This window comes from Amycolatopsis sp. DSM 110486, from assembly GCF_019468465.1.
Classification (GTDB): Bacteria; Actinomycetota; Actinomycetes; order Mycobacteriales; family Pseudonocardiaceae; genus Amycolatopsis.
Genome location: NZ_CP080519.1, coordinates 2034802 through 2051065 on the forward strand (window position 1 = coordinate 2034802; position 16264 = coordinate 2051065).

Genomic DNA, 16264 nt, shown 5'->3' on the forward strand with positions numbered 1-16264 from the left:
GCGCCCCGGCTCCGGATGCCGACGTGGTCGCGTCGATGCGGGAAACCCCGCAGTGGCAAGAAGATCTCGCGCTCGCGCACACCACTGCGTACGACGCGGCGATCGTCGAGGCGGGGTTACCCGAGGTCTCCGTGCCGGCGCGGTTCGTGCTGGGTGGCGCCAGCCCGACCCGCATGGTTGACGGGGTGCGCCGCTACGCCGCCCGGCTGGGTGCGGAGGTGCGCGTGCTCGACGACCAGCAGCACTTCGCCCAGCGCACCGCACCCGCCGCGCTGGCCGCGGTCATCGTGTCTTGACCAGCGCCGCGATCCGCGTCGCGAAGTCCGCCCACAACTCGCGCGGCAGGCTGTGCCCCATGCCGGGCACCACCACGAGCTCCGCCCCGGGAATCGCGTCCGCCGTTGCGCGGCCGCCGCTGAGGTCGCACATGCGGTCGGCGTCGCCGTGGATGACCAGGGTGGGCACGTCCAGCCCTCGCAGCCGGTCCGTGCGGTCGCCCGACGCCACCACGGCGACGGCTTGCCGCGGCATGCCCAGTGCGGGGTAGCCCCGGTCGAACGTCCGCCCCGCTCGCTCGGCGACGGCAGCTTCGTCGAACTCGAACCCCGGCGACCCGGTGATCCGCGACGCTCGCACCTGCCACGCCACGAACGCCTCCCGCTCGCTCGGCGGCTGTCCCATCTCGGCCAAGATCGACGGGTCGGGCGCACCCACACCCGGGGCGCCGGTCGTGGACATGATGGACGTCAGCGTCCGCACCCGATCGGGGTGCTCGATGGCGACCATCTGCGCGATCATCCCGCCGAGCGACGCTCCGACGAGGTGTGCGCTCTCCAGCCCGAGCAGATCAAGCAGCCCTACCGTGTCACCCGCGAGGTCCGACAGCGTGTAGGACGCCGTCGCGAAATCCCCCGCGAGAACGGCCGGGAAATCCGGCACGGGCGCGTCGTCGAAATGCGTGGACCGGCCGGAGTCGCGGTTGTCGAAGCGGATCACGTGCAGGCCGCGGTCCACCAGTTCCCGGCAGAACTCCTCAGGCCAGTTGATCATCTGCGCGCCACCGCCCATGATCAGCACGACCGGCGGCATTCCGGGGTCACCGAAGCGTTCGTACGCCAGCTCGATTCCGGACGGGCCGACGTTCAGTGCTTGTTCCTCAGGCATGCCGACCACAGTAATCATTCGGCGGTGCCGAAACATCGCCCCGCGGGCCGATGTTTCCGGCTTGCCACCCGGGTTATGGTGAAAGGGGATCGACCGGCAGTCCGGCGTTTTCTGCCATGATCGATCGCATGACTCCGGACAATCAGACACTGCCGGCCAACGACTACAACAGCTTCGCCGAGGCGTACGCGGCTCAGAACGAGAGCGGCATCCAGAACGCCTACTACGAGCAGCCCGCGATGCTGGAGCTCGCCGGCGACGTCACCGGAAGACGGATTCTCGACGCCGGCTGCGGCGCCGGCCCGCTGTCCGAGGCGCTGCGCGATCGCGGCGCGATCATGTCCGGGTTCGACCTCAGCGCCGGCATGCTGGAGCTGGCCCGCCGCCGGCTCGGGCCCGAAGCCGACCTGCGCGTCGCCGATCTGGCCGAACCGTTGCCCTACACCGACAACGCGTTCGACGACATAATCGCGTCCCTCGTGCTGCATTACCTGGAGGACTGGGGCCCTTCGCTCACCGAGCTGCGGCGCATCCTCAAGCCGGGCGGCCGCCTGCTGATCTCGGTCGACCACCCCTTCGCGATCCACGCCCTGCAGCGCATGGAAGGCATCAAGACCAACTACTTCGAGACGTACAACTGGACCGAAGAGTGGACGTTCGGCAGCCAGACCATCCCGATGTCGTTCTGGATGCGGCCGCTGCACGCAATGACCGCCGCCTTCACCGCGGCGGGCTTCGAGATCTCCGTGATCAGCGAACCCATGCCCGCGCCAGAGGCTCGCGAGCTGTGGCCCGAGGACTACCGCCTGCTCACGATCAGCCCGAGCTTCCTGTTCTTCGTGCTGACCGCGAGCTGACGTACTAGCCCGCGACGCCGAGGTGGCGAGCGATGAGCATCCGCTGCACCTCGCTCGTCCCCTCGCCGATCTCCAGGATCTTCGCGTCACGGTAGAAGCGGCTGACCGGGTATTCGTTCATGAAGCCGTAGCCGCCGTAGATCTGGGTGGCGTCGCGGGCGTTGTCCATGGCGGCGTCGGAGGCGACGAGCTTCGCGATGGACGCTTCCTTCTTGAAGGGTTCGCCGCGCAGCATCTTCGACGCCGCCTGGTAATACGCGAGGCGCGCGGTGTGGGTGCGCACCTCCATGTCGGCGATCTTGAACTGGATCGCCTGGTACTCGCCGATCCGGTGGCCGAAGGCGACGCGATCCTTCGCGTACTTGAGGCACTCGTCGACGCAGCCCTGGGCCAGACCCACACTCAAGGCGGCGATCGCGACCCGGCCTTCGTCCAGAATGGACAGGAACTGCGCGTAGCCGCGGCCGCGGATGCCGACGAGGTTCTCCGCCGGCACGCGAACGTCCGCAAAGGACAGCTCGTGCGTGTCCGAGCAGTTCCAGCCGACCTTGGAGTACTTGGGCGCCACGGCGAAGCCCGGCGTGCCCGAGGGCACGAGGATCGCGGAGATCTCCTTGCGGCCGTTCTCCATCACGTCGGTGACCGCCGTGACGGTGACCAGCCGCGTGATGTCGGTGCCGGAGTTGGTGATGAACGCCTTGCTGCCGTTGATCACCCACTGGTCGCCGTCGAGCTTGGCCCGGGTGCGCGTGGCGCCGGCGTCCGAACCGCCGCCCGGTTCTGTGAGGCCGAAGCCGCCGAGGGCCTCGCCGGAGCACAGGGCGGGCAGCCAGGTTTCCTTCTGCTCCTGCGTGCCAAAGCGGTAGATCGGCATCGCGCCGAGGGAAACGCCGGCCTCCAGCGTGATCGCGACCGACGAGTCGACCCGCGCCAGCTCCTCCAACGCCAGGCACAGCGCGAAGTAGTCGCCGCCCATGCCGCCGAACTCCTCGGCGAACGGCAGGCCGAACAGGCCCATCTCCCCCATCTTGGCGACGAGCTCGTACGGGAACTGTTCCTTCTCGTACATCGGCCCGATCACCGGCGCGACCTCGTTGTGCGCGAAGTCCTCGACCGTCTTGCGCAGCGCCTCGTACTCTTCGTCCAGCCGGAAGTCGATCATCGTTGCTCCTCGCTCGGGCTCACCACGGCCAGGGTTTCGTCCAACGCCACCTGCTGGCCCGCGCGCGCCGAAAGCTCGCTCACCACGCCGTCGATCGGCGCGGTCACGGTGTGTTCCATCTTCATCGCTTCCACGACCAGCAACGGTGTGCCGGCCGCGACCACGTCGCCCTGGGCGACCTTGACCACCAGGACCGTGCCCGGCATCGGGCTCTTCACCGGCCCGGCGCCCGCGGCTTCACCACGCGCCGCCAGCCGCACTTCCTGGTCCGCGAACGCGAAACCGAAGCCGTCGCGCGCGAGCCAGACCGTCCGTTGTGGACCTTCGGCGCGGCGGTAGCGCTCGATCCCGCTGTCGCGTCGAACTTCCAGCACGTCGCCGACGCGGGCCGCGGTGGCCTCGACCGGTTCGTTGTCGTCGACCTGCACGGTGGCCTTGAAAACGGGCCCCGTCACCCGCACCACGGCCTGGACCTCGCCGACGCGCAGGCGGAACGTGACCCCGCCTCCGCCGCCGATGCGCCACCCGGTGGGCACGTCCCACGGGTCCACCACGGAACCCTGGGGTTGCAACGAAAGCAACCGGTCGAGCGCCGCTGCCACGAAGAACCCTTCGGGCACCTCCGACGACACCAGCGACGACAGCCGCCGGTCCACCAGCTCCGTGTCGAGCCGGCCCGCGCGCACGTCCTCGTCGGCGAGCAGGGCGCGCAGGAACGCGATGTTCGTGCCCAGCCCCAGCAACGCCGTGTCCGCCAACGCGCGGTCGAGCTTGCGCAACGCCGCCGTGCGGTTGGGGCCGTAAGCGATCACCTTGGCCAGCATCGGGTCGTAGTTCGACCCGACCACCGCGCCCTCGGTCATCCACGAGTCCACGCGCACGCCGTCGCCCGACGGCTCGTGGACGCCGAGCACCGTGCCGCCGGTCGGGATGAAGCCGCGCGCGGGATCCTCCGCGTACACGCGGGCTTCGACGGCGTGGCCTTCGAGACGCACGTCCTCCTGCTTCACCGTCAGCGGCTCACCTGCGGCCACGCGGACCTGCCACGCCACGAGGTCGAGCCCGGTCACCATCTCCGTGACGGGGTGCTCCACCTGCAGCCGCGTGTTCATCTCCATGAAGAAGAACTCGTCCGCGTCGTGCGCCGACATGATGAACTCGACGGTGCCCGCGCCGACGTAGCCCACGGACCGCGCGGCCTCGGCCGCGGCGGCGCCCATCTTCTGGCGCGTGGCCTCGTCGAGCAGCACCGACGGGGCCTCTTCGATGATCTTCTGGTGCCGCCGCTGCAGGCTGCACTCGCGTTCGCCGAGGTGCAGGACGTTGCCGTGCTTGTCGGCCAGCACCTGGATCTCGATGTGGCGCGGCGTGGTGACGAACCGCTCCACCAGCAGTGTGTCGTCGCCGAACGAACCCCGGGCCTCGCGGCGCGCGGACTCGATCGCGGCGGCGAGCTCCGACCCCTCGTGCACGAGCCGCATGCCCTTGCCGCCACCGCCCGCGGACGGCTTCAGCAGCACCGGGTAACCCACCCCTGCCACCGCCTCGGCGAACCCGCCCTCGGGAATGTCCATATCGGACACTCCGGGGACGACGGGCACGCCGGCCGCGGACACCGTGGCCTTGGCGCGGATCTTGTCGCCCATCTGCTCGATCGCGGCGACGGGCGGGCCGATGAACACCAGACCGGCCTCTTCACAGGCACGCGCGAACGCGGCGTTCTCGGCGAGGAAGCCGTAACCCGGGTGCACGGCCTGCGCGCCCGTCACCTGGGCCGCAGCGACGATGGCCGGTATCGACAAATAGCTTTTCGCCGCCTCGGCCGGGCCGAGGCGCACCGCGGTGTCGGCCTCGCGCACGTGCTTGGCGTCGGCGTCCGCGTCGCTGTAGACCGCGACCGAGCGGATGCCCAGCTCCCGCAGCGAGCGGATCACGCGGACCGCGATCTCGCCTCGGTTGGCGACCAGGACCGTGGTGAACAAAGAACCGTCAGACACGCTCATCACATCCGGAAAACGCCGTAGTTGACCTCGGGCAGGGGCGCGTTGGCCGCGGCCGACAGCGCGAGCCCGAGCACCGTGCGGGTGTCCGCCGGGTCGATCACGCCGTCGTCCCACAGCCGCGCGGTGGAGTAGTACGGGCTGCCCTGGTGCTCGTACTGGCCGCGGATCGGCGCCTTGAACGCGTCCTCGTCCTCGGCCGACCACTCGCCGCCGCGGGCCTCGATGGCGTCGCGGCGGACCGTCGAAAGCACCGAAGCCGCCTGCTCGCCGCCCATCACGGAGATCCGCGCGTTGGGCCACATCCACAGGAACCGTGGCGAGTACGCCCGGCCGCACATCGAGTAGTTGCCGGCGCCGAACGAGCCGCCGATGATCACGGTGAACTTCGGTACCCGCGCACACGCGACGGCCGTGACCATTTTCGCGCCGTGCTTCGCGATGCCGCCGGCCTCATACGCCTTGCCGACCATGAAGCCGGTGATGTTCTGCAGGAACACCAAGGGAATCGAGCGGCGGTCGCACAGTTCGATGAAGTGCGCGCCCTTCATGGCCGACTCGGCGAACAGCACGCCGTTGTTGGCGATGATGCCCACCGGGTGGCCGTGGATGTGCGCGAAGCCGGTGACGAGCGTGGCGCCGTATTCCTTCTTGAACTCGGAGAACCGGCTGCCGTCGACCACGCGCGCGATCACCTCGCGCACGTCGTACGGGGTGCGCGAATCGGTGGGCACCACACCGTAGAGCTCGCGCGGGTCTGCCGCCGGCTCCTCGACGGGCCGCACGTCCCACGGCCGCGGCGTGCGCGGGCCGAGCGTGGAGACGATGTCGCGGACGATGCGCAGCGCGTGGGCGTCGTCGTCGGCGAGGTGGTCGGTGACGCCGGACTGGCGGGAGTGCACGTCGCCGCCGCCCAGCTCTTCGGCCGTGACGACCTCACCGGTCGCCGCCTTCACCAGCGGCGGGCCGCCGAGGAAGATCGTGCCCTGGTTGCGGACGATCACCGCTTCGTCGCTCATGGCCGGCACGTACGCGCCGCCCGCCGTGCACGAGCCGAGCACGGCCGCGATCTGCGGGATGCCGCGCGCGGACATGGTGGCCTGGTTGTAGAAGATGCGCCCGAAGTGCTCGCGGTCGGGGAACACGTCGTCCTGGCGCGGCAGGAACGCGCCGCCGGAGTCGACGAGGTAGATGCACGGGAGGTTGTTGTGCAGCGCCACTTCCTGGGCGCGCAGGTGCTTCTTGACCGTGAGCGGGTAGTACGTGCCACCTTTGACGGTGGCGTCGTTGGCCACGATCACGCACTCACGCCCGGAGACGCGCCCGACGCCGGTGATGATCCCGGCGCTCGGCGCCTCGTCGTCGTAGAGGCCGTTGGCCGCGAGCGGCGAGAGCTCCAGGAACGGCGAACCCGGGTCCAGCAACGTGTCGACGCGGTCGCGCGGCAGCAGCTTGCCCCGTTCGACGTGCCGGATACGGGACTTCTCGGGCCCGCCGAGGCGGGCGGCGTCCAGGCGCTTGCGCAGGTCCTCGACGAGCTCGCCGTGCGAGGTGACGCTGCGGGCGAACGCGTCGCTGCGCGGATCCGCGGAACTGCTCAGTACCGGCGTGTCCATGACTCCCCGTCGAGACGTTGGTGATCCAAGACGTCCGTGATCCAGACGTTAGCGGTCGTTAACTCACCTTCGGATGTTAGCGACCGCTAACCGGAGTGTCCAGCCAGGGTCCGGGGGCTCACACCCGCGTCATCCCGGCCCGTCGCCGGTGGCTGCGAGCAGTGGAACCACGACGTCGCTGACGGGTGTCGGGATGCCGTGGTGGCGCCCGCGGCGCAGCACGACCCCGTTGCGGACGTCCCATTCCAGCGGCCGGCCGGCTTCCCGATCAGCCAGAATCGACGTGCCCATGTCCGCCGGATAGGCCCGGAACGTATCGATGATTTCCCGGGGCACCTCGTCATCGAGGTCGGCACCCTCGGCCCGGGCCACGGCGAGACACTCCCGCAGGTAGGCGAGCCCGAGCTCGGCGATATCGGCCCGTGTGAACATGCCGGCCCGCCGGCCGGTGAGGGCCATGAGCCCCGCGAGCGCGTTCTGCATGAGCTTGCGCCAGGCCAACGAGCGGAAATCGGCCGCTGCCTCGACGGTGCACAAGCTCCCGGCCAGCGCCTCGGACACCGCACGGCCCGGCTCGGTGTCCGGCACCGTCAAGCGGGCCTGGGCGCGCAGCCACACCGACCCGTCGGCCCGGGTCTGCGCCGGGAACCACACGACACTGGGCAGCACCCGGCCGAGGCGGGTGTGTTCCGCGACGACAGTTTCCTGCTCGACCCCGTTCTGGAGAACGCAGACGATCGTGTCCGCTCGGCACAGCGCGGCCAGCCAGGGCGCTGCCGCCTCGACCTGCGTCGCCTTGACTGCCAGGAAAACGAGGTCGACCGGGGTCACGTCCTGGGTGACGTCGACCTGGACCGGGCCGGGCACCACGAGGTGACCGGCCGGTGCGTGCAGCTCGAGCCGGTCTCGAGCGGTGCGGCCGCACAGCCGGGGCGTGCGTCCGACCTGGTGGAGTGCGGCCGCGATGGTCGTCCCGATCGCTCCCGGGCCGACCACAGCGACGGTCGAGGTTCCGGACGTCGTCATCCTTGGCTGTCTCCCGCTGACCGTGGCCGGCGTCAGGCCGACTGCCACAGCTCGATGCGGTTGCCCTCAGGGTCGGTGACCCAGCCGAAGCGGCCGACGCCGTCCATCTGCTGCGTCTCCTCGGCCACTTCGGTGCCCTTGTCGCGCAGCTGGGCGAGCATGGCGTCGAGATCGCGGACGCGGAAGTTGAGCATGGCCTGCTGCGACTTCGAGCCGAAGTAGTCGGTGCCGGCCTCGAACGGCGCGAAGACGGTGGGGCCGGGTTGTTGCTGCCACACCCCGTTCTCGTCGGCGTCGAGGCCCAGGCAGTCGCGGTACCAGGCGCCCAGGGCCGCCGGGTCCGCAGCGCGGATGAAGTAGCCGCCGATGCCGAGCACGCGTTCCATGGCCGTGATCCTGCCAGCGCGGCGGGCGTTTGTCCGGGACCCGCGACTCAGTCGGTGACGGCGTCGGAGATCCAGTCGGCGACGGGGAGATCGCGGTCGAGGCACTCGACCGACAGCCGGATCGTCCAGCGCAGCGCTTGGAGCACGAGGCTGTCGACCTCGTTGGGCGCGGCGTTGGCCAACGCGATCTCCACCTGCTCGCGCGCGGCGGCGGTGTTGCCGTGCACCTCGGCGAGCAGCGTGCGCACGGCGGTGCGCACGGGTGGGTCGGCCTGGTCGATGGAGACCTCTTCGCCGTCCTCGTCGAAGACCTGGACCTTCACAGGGGCCGTGCCGCCGTCACCGAGCGTGGACACCATGGCGCTGCACTCGCCGAACAGCAGCAGCATGAGCTCCTTCGTCTCCTCCGAGCGCGCCTGCGGCTCGTCGGACGACGGGGTGACCTCTTCGAGCGCCTCGGCGTCCTCGCCGAGGCTGATGGCGACGAGCGCGCGCTGCGCCTTCTCCACGAGCCGCTGCTCGTCCTCGCTCCGGTCCGGGGTCACGTGCCTATCAAACACCAGCACCGGCTTCCGTGGGGATACCCCGAATCCGGGTGATCAGCCCGCTGCGGAAAGTGCGCCCAGAGCGAGCCGGCACAGCAGCTCGGACAGCTCTGCGTCACCGAGATGGCGGTTGTACGGCGTCGAGTTGATCAAGCCGAACACGGCGTGTGCCGCCGAGCGGGCTTCGCGCTCTTCGAGGCCAGGGATCGCGTCGCGGATCGCGCGCACCCACACCTCGACGTACTGCCGCTGAAGCGCGCGCACCTGCTTGCGGTCACTGTCGGTGAGATTCGCGAGGTTACGTTCCTGCACGGTGATCAGCGCCGGGTGATCGAGCGCGAAGCCGACGTGGAAGCGCACCAGCGCTTCGAGGAGCTCGAGCGGCGTGCCGCCCGTCTCGGCGCGGTCGGTGCCGCCTTCGAGCAGGTAGTGGCTGATCGAGTTCAGCATCTCGCCGAGGATGGCGTCCTTGCTGCGGAAGTGGCGGTAGAGCGCCGGGCCCGAGATGCCGACGGCCGCGCCGATGTCGTCGATCCCGACACCGTGGAAGCCGTGGTGGGCGAACAGCTCGGCGGCCGCGGCCATGATCTGTTCACGCCTGTTCGCCTTCTCGCCGTTCACGAGTGGGGTGAGGTTCGCCGGCATCCGCTCATAGTAGGGCGGCGGGTTAGCGACCGCTAACTTCCGGCCCTACTTAGTGCGTGAGCCAAGTGGGGTCACCTGGGATTTCTGGGGTGCCGGGTGGGGATTCCACCTGGTATTTGTTCTTCTCGTCGAACCGTCACGACTGGAGTGACCATGGCTGAAGCCGCTCGTCCCACCTCACGTACGTTCCTCCGGATGTGTGCGGCCCTGGGGGTCGCTGTTCTCGCTTCACTCGGCCTGGTGAGCACCGCCAACGCCGCCACCAGCTACGTCGCGCTCGGCGACTCCTACTCCTCCGGGGTGGGCGCCGGGAGCTACGGCAGCTCGGGCAGCTGCAAACGCAGCGCCAACGCCTACGGCCAACTGTGGGCCAACGCCCACGCCGGCACGTCGTTCACCTTCCTCGCGTGCTCGGGCGCGAAGACCGGCGACGTGCTCAACCAGATCAACTCGATGCCCTCGGGCGCCTCCCTGGTCACCCTGACCGTGGGCGGCAACGACGCGGGCTTCACCGACGTGATCACCACCTGCACCCTCAACAGCGACTCGACCTGCACCGCCCGGGTCAACACCGCCAAGACCTACGTGCAGAACACCCTCCCGGGCCTGCTCGACAACGTCTACCGCGCCGTGAAGTCCAAGGCGCCCAACGCGAAGCTCGTGGTGCTGTCCTACCCGCGCTTCTACACCGTGCCGGGCTCTTGCAGCGTCGGCCTGAGCGACACGAAGCGCTCCGCGATCAACTCCGGCGCGGACACACTGGCCTCGGTGCTGGCTTCCCGCGCCGCGGCCGCGGGTGCCCAGTTCGTGGACGTGCGCTCGGCTTTCGTGGGGCACAACATCTGCTCGTCGGCCAGCGACTACCTCCACAGCCTCACCTGGCCGGTGGACGAGTCCTACCACCCGACGGCGGCTGGACAGCGTGGCGGGTACTACAACCCGTTGACGTCGGCGATCGGCTGATCTGCGGTTTTTGGTGATACAGAAGGGGCGTCCCTTGGTGGGGCGCCCCTTTCTTGTTGTGGTTGCTGTGATCGGCTGCGGTCGGAGTCGGGGTGTCCGGTTCACCGGGTTGTGCGTTTTTGCTGTCGGTCTGATCAACTGCGTTTCGCGGCTCGCTGAGGATGACCCGACTCACCGGCGCGCGGCTTGTTCGCCTCGGCGGCATCGACCTCGGCTCATCGAGGTGGTGCGTCGCGGTCCACTAACGAGTGCTGTGAACAACTTGGGCTGGGCACGGCGCACTGTGGACAACTCCGGCTGAGCACGGGGTTTTGTCGCCGGGCGCCGGTAGAATGGATCATGGGCGGCCCCCTTGGGGAGGGTGGGCTCTGCCGTCGCGCGGGGGTTGTACCGGAGCGATGGGTGGATAGGTGTCTCGCAACGCGAGGATTTCGCCCAGGCGCGAACGAACCAGCACGACAGCCCCGCCGCGGCCCGAACCTTGCCACCTGCATCGCGGCAGCCGTGCCGAGGCCTGAACCTTGCCGGCTCGGGCAGACGGCCCCACCCGAGCGCCGGTGTCCTGGCGAGTGAGCATCTGCCGTGGCGCGAGAGGTCCGCACGGCTGGTGCATCGCGGCACGGGTGCGCCGATGTGTCACAGGTAGGAGCCGATCAGGCAGGACCAGGGCGTGCGGTCGTCGGCCCACAGTGCCTCGCCGTCGTGGAGGAGGGCGTGGGCCGTGCGGGCGGTGCCGGGGACCGGCGGCAGGCCGATGCGGAGGTGCTCGACCACGAAGTCCTGCAGGCGGTCCGCGGCGGCGGCCAGGCGGGAGGCTGCGGGTCCGTCCGGGATCCCGAAGCCGAAGGAACTGCCGTCCGGGACGGAGCCGGTGACGGTGACCATCGAGTCGCGAAGGTGGGCGGTCCAGGTGAGGCCGGTCAGCCAAGCCTGGTGTGAAGCGGAGTCGGTGGAGTGGGCGAAGTCGCGCAGAATCGGGTGCAGGTCCAGGGAGACCGGCGGGCCAGTCTCGGCCCCGAGCCCACCGGCGAAGCCAACCGACCCAACCGGGTCGACTAGTTCAGCCGGACCGTAGGTGATCTCCAAGCGTGAGGTGAAGGCGTCGTCCACCACCCCAGCGTGCCTCGGATCGCCGCCCCACACCCGGTCAACCCAGCAAGGACTTCACCAAAGCCGCGATCTGCCCGGTCTCGATCAAAAACGAATCATGCCCATACGGCGACGAAACCACCGCCGCCTCACCACCGACGCCCTCCGCGATCTCCACCGACTGGTACAGCGGATAAAGCCGGTCGCTGTCCACGCCGGCGACCACGGTCCGCGCCCGGACCCGGGACAGAGCCGAACCCACCCCACCACGGTCACGGCCCACGTCGTGGGTGTTCATGGACTCCGTGAGGACCACGTAAGAGCCCGCGTCGAAGCGGCGCACCAGCTTGTCGGCGTGGTGGTCCAAATAGGACTCCACGGCGAAGCGGCCGCGGCGAAGCGGGTCCTCCGAACCCTGCGGCCGGCGGTCGAAGCGTTGCGCCAGTTCGGGTTCGCTGCGGTAGGTCACGTGGGCGATCCGGCGGGCAACGCCGAGACCGGCGTGCGGGCCCTCGCCCGGCGCCAGCGAGTAGTAGTCACCGCCGTGCCAGCCCGGGTCGGAGCGGATGGCGTGCAGCTGCGGCGCGGCCCAGGCGATCTGCTCGGCCGACGCGCGGGCCGTCGAAGCGAGAACCAGGACGGACGCCACCCGATCGGGCAAAGTTACCGCCCATTCGAGGGCCCGCATGCCGCCCATCGAGCCGCCGACGACGCCTGCCCAGCGGTCGATGCCGAGCGCGTCGGCGAGCGCCGCCTCGGTCGCCACCTGGTCCCGCACGGTGACGGCCGGGAAGCGGCTGCCGTAAACCCGACCGTCGGGATCGGGGGACGACGGGCCCGTGGAGCCCTGGCAGCCGCCGAGCACGTTGGGCGCCACCACGAACAGCGAGTCCGTGTCCAGTGCCTTGCCGGGCCCGACGAGGCCGTCCCACCAGCCCGCGCTGGGGTGGCCGGGCTCGGCGGGGCCGGCGAGGTGACTGTCGCCGGTCAGGGCGTGCTCGACGAGGACCGCGTTGGAACCGTCGGAATTGAGCGTGCCCCACGTCTCGTACGCGAGGGTGTAGGACGGCAGCGACCCACCTGCCTCCAGCGACAGCGCGCCGGGACCGGTGAACCACTGCCGCCTGCCGGGTGGGTCCCCTGCCCGCCACGCACCGGTGACGGGCAGGGGACGCGCACCGGAATCCGTCACAGTTCCGCCTTGGCGGCGCGGAAGCCCGCCTCGAGGTCGGCCTTGAGGTCCTCGATGCCCTCGAGCCCCACGGCGAGCCGCACCAGGCCCGGCGTGACGCCGCTCGTGAGCTGCTCCTCGGGGTTGAGCTGGCTGTGCGTGGTCGACGCCGGGTGCACGATCAGGCTGCGCACGTCGCCGATGTTCACCAGTTGGCTGTGCAGCTCCGTGCCGTCCACGAACTTGCGGCCGGCCTCGACGCCGCCGCGCAGGTCGAACGACAGCACCGCGCCCGCGCCGCGCGGCAGGTACTTCTGCGCGGCCGCGTAGAACTTGCTCGACGGGAGACCGGCGTAGTACACGGTCTCGACCTCGTCGCGCTGCTCCAGCCACTCCGCAAGCGCTTGCGCGTTCGCGACGTGGCGCTCGAGCCGCAGCGACAGCGTCTCGATGCCCTGCAGGATCAGGAAGCTGTTGAGCGGCGAGATGGCCGCGCCGGTGTCACGCAGGATCTGCACGCGCGCCTTCGCCGCGTACGCGCCGGGGCCGAGAGCTTCCCAGTACTTGAGACCGTGGTAGCTCGGATCGGGCTCGGAGAAGCCCGGGAAGCGCGACGGGTCCTTGCCGAAGTCGAACGTGCCGCCATCCACGAGCACGCCCGCCACCGTGGTGCCGTGGCCGCCGAGGTACTTCGTGGCCGAGTGCACGACGACGTCGGCGCCGTGCTCGATCGGGCGCAGCAGAAACGGCGTGGGCACGGTGTTGTCGACGATCAGCGGTACGCCGGACTCGTGGGCGACGTCGGCGACAGTGCGGATGTCGAGCACGTTGCTGCCCGGGTTGGCCAACGTCTCGGCGAAGAACGCCTTCGTGTTGGGCCGCACGGCCGCGCGCCACTGCTCGGGGTCGTCCTGGTCGTCGACGAACGTGACCTCGATGCCGAGCTTCGGCAGCGTGTAGTGGAACAGGTTGTAGGTGCCGCCATACAGCGACGGGCTGGACACGAAGTGGTCGCCCGCGCCGGCCAGCGTGAGGATCGCCGCGGTGGTGGCCGCCGAGCCGGAGGCGAACGCGAGCGCCGCGACGCCGCCTTCGAGAGCGGCCAGGCGCTGCTCCAGCACGTCCTGCGTCGGGTTCATGATGCGCGTGTAGATGTTGCCGGGCTCGGCCAGGCTGAACAGGTCTGCACCGTGCTGCGTGTCGCGGAAGACGTACGACGTGGTCTGGTAGATCGGCGTCGCGCGGGCGCCGGTCGCTGGGTCCGGTGCCGCGCCGGCGTGGATCTGCTTGGTCTCGAAGGACCAGGCCGAGGTGTCTTCCGGCATCAGTTTCTCCTTGCGGCTCAAAGGGATCGGCTCCTCGGACGAAGCTAGCTCCCCTGAACGGCCCACCCAAGGGCTCCCACGGGCTGGGAGTACTCCGTCAACCTACCGTGCAAGTCGATCACCCGAGCGGGTGCCCGCGCGCGCCCGTTCGGGTGACCGTCCATAACGGACTCAGTCACGCTGTTGCAGCGCGAACCGGTTGCCCTCGGAGTCGGTGAACATCGCCCACCAGCCCCACGGCTGCCGCTGGGGCTTCGCGGGGAAATCCACGCCTCGCTCCGACAGCTCTTGGCAGGTATTCACGATGTCGTCGGCGTGGAAGAAGACGTTCGACGTCGGCAGCTCGTCGCGGCCCTCGAAGTGCCGCCGGTCCTCCGGCGCCGCGCTCAGCACCAGGATCGTGCCGTCGGGCGCGGTGACCTCGACCCAGCGGTTGCCCTGGTCGTCGTAGGGCACGTCGGTGGTCACGGTGAACCCGACGGTGTCCGCCCAGAACGCCTTCGCCCGCGCCTGGTCCTCGACGCCGACGACGACCTTGCCCACACCCACGATGGCCATCGTCATCCTCTCCGGCGGCTGCCCGGTTCCGTCGAAGGCTACCCGCGCCGAGCGCCGCGAACGCGTCTCGGCGAGGATGTATCACGTGGTCTCGGTGCGCAGCGTGGTCGACCGGGTGGGGCCGACGTTGCTCCACGCGCTCCAGCTGCCCGACGACTGCCCGGCGGCGGGCGACGTGGTGATCGCCGAGCCCGGCGTGCCCACGGGCATCGCGGCGGGCGACCTCGTGCTGGGCGTCGCCACGGTGGATCCGGCCGACGCGGCCGAACTGCTGCGCGTGAGCGCCGCGCAGGGCGCCGCCGCGGTCCTGCTGAAACCACCGCTGGCGGCCAAACCCACCGTGCGCCGCGCGGCGAAATCCGCCGGAATCGCGCTCATCCAGGTCCACTCGGCGACGTCGTGGGCCCAGCTCGTGTGGCTGCTGCGCACGGTCCTCGACGCGCTCGGCGACGAATCGGAGTCTCTCGAAGACGGCGGCGACCCCGGCTCAGGCGATCTGTTCCGGCTCGCCGATGCGGTGGCGTCCGTGGTCGACGCGCCCGTGACCATCGAGGACACGAACTCGCGCGTGCTCGCCTACTCCGCGCGCCAGGACCTCACCGACCCCGCGCGCGTCGCCACGATCATGGGCCGCCGGATCCCCGACGACGTGCTCGCGCGGTTCCGTTCGCGCGGCGTGTTCCGCGAGCTCTCGCGCGGGCGGCAGACGATCTTCGTGCCCGCCCAGCGCGACGGCACGCTGCCTCGGCTGATCGTGCCCATCCGGATGGGCGGCGAGCTGCTGGGGTCGATGTGGGCCGTCGTCGCGGGGCCGGTTTCCGAAGAACGCGCGGCCGCCTTCGCCGACGCGGCACCGGTGGTCGCGCTGCACCTGCTTCGGCGCCGCGCGCACACGGACGCGCAGCGCCGCGCGTCGGCCGAACTGCTGCGGGCCGTCCTCGAAGGCCACCCCGGCCAGCGGCGCGTGGTGGCCGAGCTGGACCTGTCCGACGAGCCCCACCGCGTCGTCGCGATCGAAGTGACCGGCGGCGACGGCCGCGACGCCGAGGGCCTGCGCCTGGCGCTGCTCGAACGCATCTCCCAAGGCATCGGCCGCCGCCCCGTCGCCACGGAACTCGGCGGCCTGCTCTACGCGGTCGTCCCCGACGGCGGCGCCTGGGCCGAACTGCGCGACGCACTGGCCGCTCAACCCGCCTCCCGCCGCGGCGGTGTCCCCCGCGCCGCCGCCGGCGCCCCCGTGGCCGTCTCCGCGCTGGCTACTTCTCGCACGCAGGCCGACGAAGCACTGGGCCTGCTGCGCGCCGGCTTGGTCGAGGGACGCGTCGTCGCGTACGAGGACGCCTGGACTTCGCTGGTGCTGCACCGCGCCGCCACGGGCTCGGCCACCGCGCGCGTCGCGGACCTCGGCCCGCTCGGCCTGCTGCGTGCCCACGACGAAACCACGAAAGCCGGCTACGTCGACACGCTCTACGAATGGCTCCGCCACCCCGGCGACCCCCGCGCGGCCGCCGCGGAGCTGCGCATCCACCCGAACACGTTGCGGTACCGCATGAAACGCCTGCTGGACCTCGTGCCGCTCGATCTGGATGATCCTGATGTGCGGTTGGCGTTGCTTACGCAGTTGGTGGCGTTGCGGTGGAGTTGACTTTCGAGAGGTCTTTCCTGCGAAGGGTTTCCGGCGTCAGTCGGATTCAGACGGTGCCGCGTTTGGTCTCGTTCAGGTAGGAATCGCGGGGCCGACCGCTGCTCGTCAGGCC

The 16264-nt window shown here is 70.2% G+C and carries 16 protein-coding genes; 4 read left to right on the plus strand and 12 right to left on the minus strand.

Features of this window, described 5'->3' with window-relative positions; all coding sequences use genetic code 11:
- The first annotated feature begins 35 nt into the window (after window positions 1-35).
- Window positions 36-296: an alpha/beta fold hydrolase gene (locus K1T34_RS53185; RefSeq protein ID WP_255638888.1), complete on the plus strand. Its 261-nt coding sequence runs from the start codon at window positions 36-38 to the stop codon at window positions 294-296.
- On the opposite strand, the gene K1T34_RS09835 is transcribed toward K1T34_RS53185, so the two are convergent.
- Entirely contained in the window at window positions 283-1164 is an 882-nt protein-coding gene (locus K1T34_RS09835; protein WP_220243973.1) for an alpha/beta fold hydrolase, read from the minus strand. The genes K1T34_RS53185 and K1T34_RS09835 overlap by 14 nt on opposite strands.
- Window positions 1165-1292: 128 nt before the next feature.
- On the opposite strand from K1T34_RS09835, the gene K1T34_RS09840 reads away from it, so the two are divergent.
- A complete protein-coding gene (locus tag K1T34_RS09840; protein WP_220243974.1) occupies window positions 1293-2021 on the plus strand; it encodes a class I SAM-dependent methyltransferase in 729 nt (242 codons plus the stop codon).
- A gap of 4 nt (window positions 2022-2025) precedes the next feature.
- On the opposite strand, the gene K1T34_RS09845 is transcribed toward K1T34_RS09840, so the two are convergent.
- From K1T34_RS09845 to K1T34_RS09875, 7 genes are all read right to left on the minus strand, one after another.
- On the minus strand, window positions 2026-3183 hold the full coding sequence (locus tag K1T34_RS09845) for an acyl-CoA dehydrogenase family protein (protein WP_220243975.1): 1158 nt from the start codon (window positions 3181-3183) through the stop codon (window positions 2026-2028).
- Window positions 3180-5165, minus strand: a complete 1986-nt coding sequence (locus K1T34_RS09850) for an acetyl-CoA carboxylase biotin carboxylase subunit (RefSeq protein ID WP_220247089.1) — start codon at window positions 5163-5165, stop codon at window positions 3180-3182. The genes K1T34_RS09845 and K1T34_RS09850 overlap by 4 nt, the downstream gene beginning before the upstream one ends.
- A gap of 20 nt (window positions 5166-5185) precedes the next feature.
- Complete coding sequence (locus K1T34_RS09855) at window positions 5186-6799, minus strand: carboxyl transferase domain-containing protein (RefSeq protein ID WP_220243976.1); 1614 nt, start codon at window positions 6797-6799, stop codon at window positions 5186-5188.
- A 129-nt stretch (window positions 6800-6928) separates the two neighbouring features.
- Complete coding sequence (locus tag K1T34_RS09860) at window positions 6929-7825, minus strand: oxidoreductase (RefSeq protein ID WP_220243977.1); 897 nt, start codon at window positions 7823-7825, stop codon at window positions 6929-6931.
- Window positions 7826-7857: 32 nt separating this feature from the next.
- On the minus strand, window positions 7858-8211 hold the full coding sequence (locus K1T34_RS09865; protein WP_220243978.1) for a VOC family protein: 354 nt from the start codon (window positions 8209-8211) through the stop codon (window positions 7858-7860).
- A 47-nt stretch (window positions 8212-8258) separates the two neighbouring features.
- Window positions 8259-8756: a hypothetical protein gene (locus K1T34_RS09870; RefSeq protein WP_220243979.1), complete on the minus strand. Its 498-nt coding sequence runs from the start codon at window positions 8754-8756 to the stop codon at window positions 8259-8261.
- Between the two features lie 54 nt (window positions 8757-8810).
- Window positions 8811-9401 carry a TetR/AcrR family transcriptional regulator gene (locus tag K1T34_RS09875; protein WP_220243980.1) on the minus strand — a complete coding sequence of 197 codons (591 nt, stop codon included), beginning with the start codon at window positions 9399-9401 and terminating at the stop codon, window positions 8811-8813.
- A 195-nt stretch (window positions 9402-9596) separates the two neighbouring features.
- Between K1T34_RS09875 and K1T34_RS09880 the strand changes: the two genes are divergently transcribed.
- The gene (locus K1T34_RS09880; RefSeq protein WP_220243981.1) at window positions 9597-10364 is read left to right on the plus strand and encodes an SGNH/GDSL hydrolase family protein; all 768 of its coding nucleotides are present in this window, start codon (window positions 9597-9599) and stop codon (window positions 10362-10364) included.
- A 636-nt stretch (window positions 10365-11000) separates the two neighbouring features.
- Here K1T34_RS09880 and K1T34_RS09885 read toward each other — a convergent pair.
- The 4 genes from K1T34_RS09885 to K1T34_RS09900 form a co-directional block, all read right to left on the minus strand.
- Window positions 11001-11474 (minus strand): hypothetical protein, encoded by a 474-nt coding sequence (locus K1T34_RS09885; RefSeq protein WP_220243982.1) that lies wholly within the window; start codon window positions 11472-11474, stop codon window positions 11001-11003.
- A gap of 37 nt (window positions 11475-11511) precedes the next feature.
- Window positions 11512-12645 carry a homoserine O-acetyltransferase gene (locus tag K1T34_RS09890; RefSeq protein ID WP_220243983.1) on the minus strand — a complete coding sequence of 378 codons (1134 nt, stop codon included), beginning with the start codon at window positions 12643-12645 and terminating at the stop codon, window positions 11512-11514.
- Window positions 12642-13949 (minus strand): bifunctional o-acetylhomoserine/o-acetylserine sulfhydrylase, encoded by a 1308-nt coding sequence (locus K1T34_RS09895; protein ID WP_220243984.1) that lies wholly within the window; start codon window positions 13947-13949, stop codon window positions 12642-12644. Before K1T34_RS09895 ends, K1T34_RS09890 begins: the two co-directional genes overlap by 4 nt.
- Window positions 13950-14120: 171 nt before the next feature.
- The gene (locus tag K1T34_RS09900) at window positions 14121-14507 is read right to left on the minus strand and encodes a VOC family protein (protein ID WP_220243985.1); all 387 of its coding nucleotides are present in this window, start codon (window positions 14505-14507) and stop codon (window positions 14121-14123) included.
- Window positions 14508-14592: 85 nt separating this feature from the next.
- Between K1T34_RS09900 and K1T34_RS09905 the strand changes: the two genes are divergently transcribed.
- Window positions 14593-16152 carry a CdaR family transcriptional regulator gene (locus K1T34_RS09905; RefSeq protein ID WP_220247090.1) on the plus strand — a complete coding sequence of 520 codons (1560 nt, stop codon included), beginning with the start codon at window positions 14593-14595 and terminating at the stop codon, window positions 16150-16152.
- Window positions 16153-16264 lie beyond the last annotated feature (112 nt).

Excerpts from the sequence above, each read along its gene's own strand:
- K1T34_RS09900 (WP_220243985.1), bottom strand. The coding sequence starts at position 14,507 with ATGGCCATCGTGGGTGTGGGCAAGGTCGTCGTCGGCGTCGAGGACCAG.
- K1T34_RS09835 (WP_220243973.1), bottom strand. The coding sequence starts at position 1,164 with ATGCCTGAGGAACAAGCACTGAACGTCGGCCCGTCCGGAATCGAGCTG.
- K1T34_RS09895 (WP_220243984.1), bottom strand. The coding sequence starts at position 13,949 with ATGCCGGAAGACACCTCGGCCTGGTCCTTCGAGACCAAGCAGATCCAC.
- K1T34_RS09845 (WP_220243975.1), bottom strand. The coding sequence starts at position 3,183 with ATGATCGACTTCCGGCTGGACGAAGAGTACGAGGCGCTGCGCAAGACG.
- K1T34_RS09860 (WP_220243977.1), bottom strand. The coding sequence starts at position 7,825 with ATGACGACGTCCGGAACCTCGACCGTCGCTGTGGTCGGCCCGGGAGCG.
- K1T34_RS09865 (WP_220243978.1), bottom strand. The coding sequence starts at position 8,211 with ATGGAACGCGTGCTCGGCATCGGCGGCTACTTCATCCGCGCTGCGGAC.
- K1T34_RS53185 (WP_255638888.1), top strand. The coding sequence starts at position 36 with ATGCGGGAAACCCCGCAGTGGCAAGAAGATCTCGCGCTCGCGCACACC.
- K1T34_RS09880 (WP_220243981.1), top strand. The coding sequence starts at position 9,597 with ATGTGTGCGGCCCTGGGGGTCGCTGTTCTCGCTTCACTCGGCCTGGTG.
- K1T34_RS09875 (WP_220243980.1), bottom strand. The coding sequence starts at position 9,401 with ATGCCGGCGAACCTCACCCCACTCGTGAACGGCGAGAAGGCGAACAGG.
- K1T34_RS09840 (WP_220243974.1), top strand. The coding sequence starts at position 1,293 with ATGACTCCGGACAATCAGACACTGCCGGCCAACGACTACAACAGCTTC.
- K1T34_RS09855 (WP_220243976.1), bottom strand. The coding sequence starts at position 6,799 with ATGGACACGCCGGTACTGAGCAGTTCCGCGGATCCGCGCAGCGACGCG.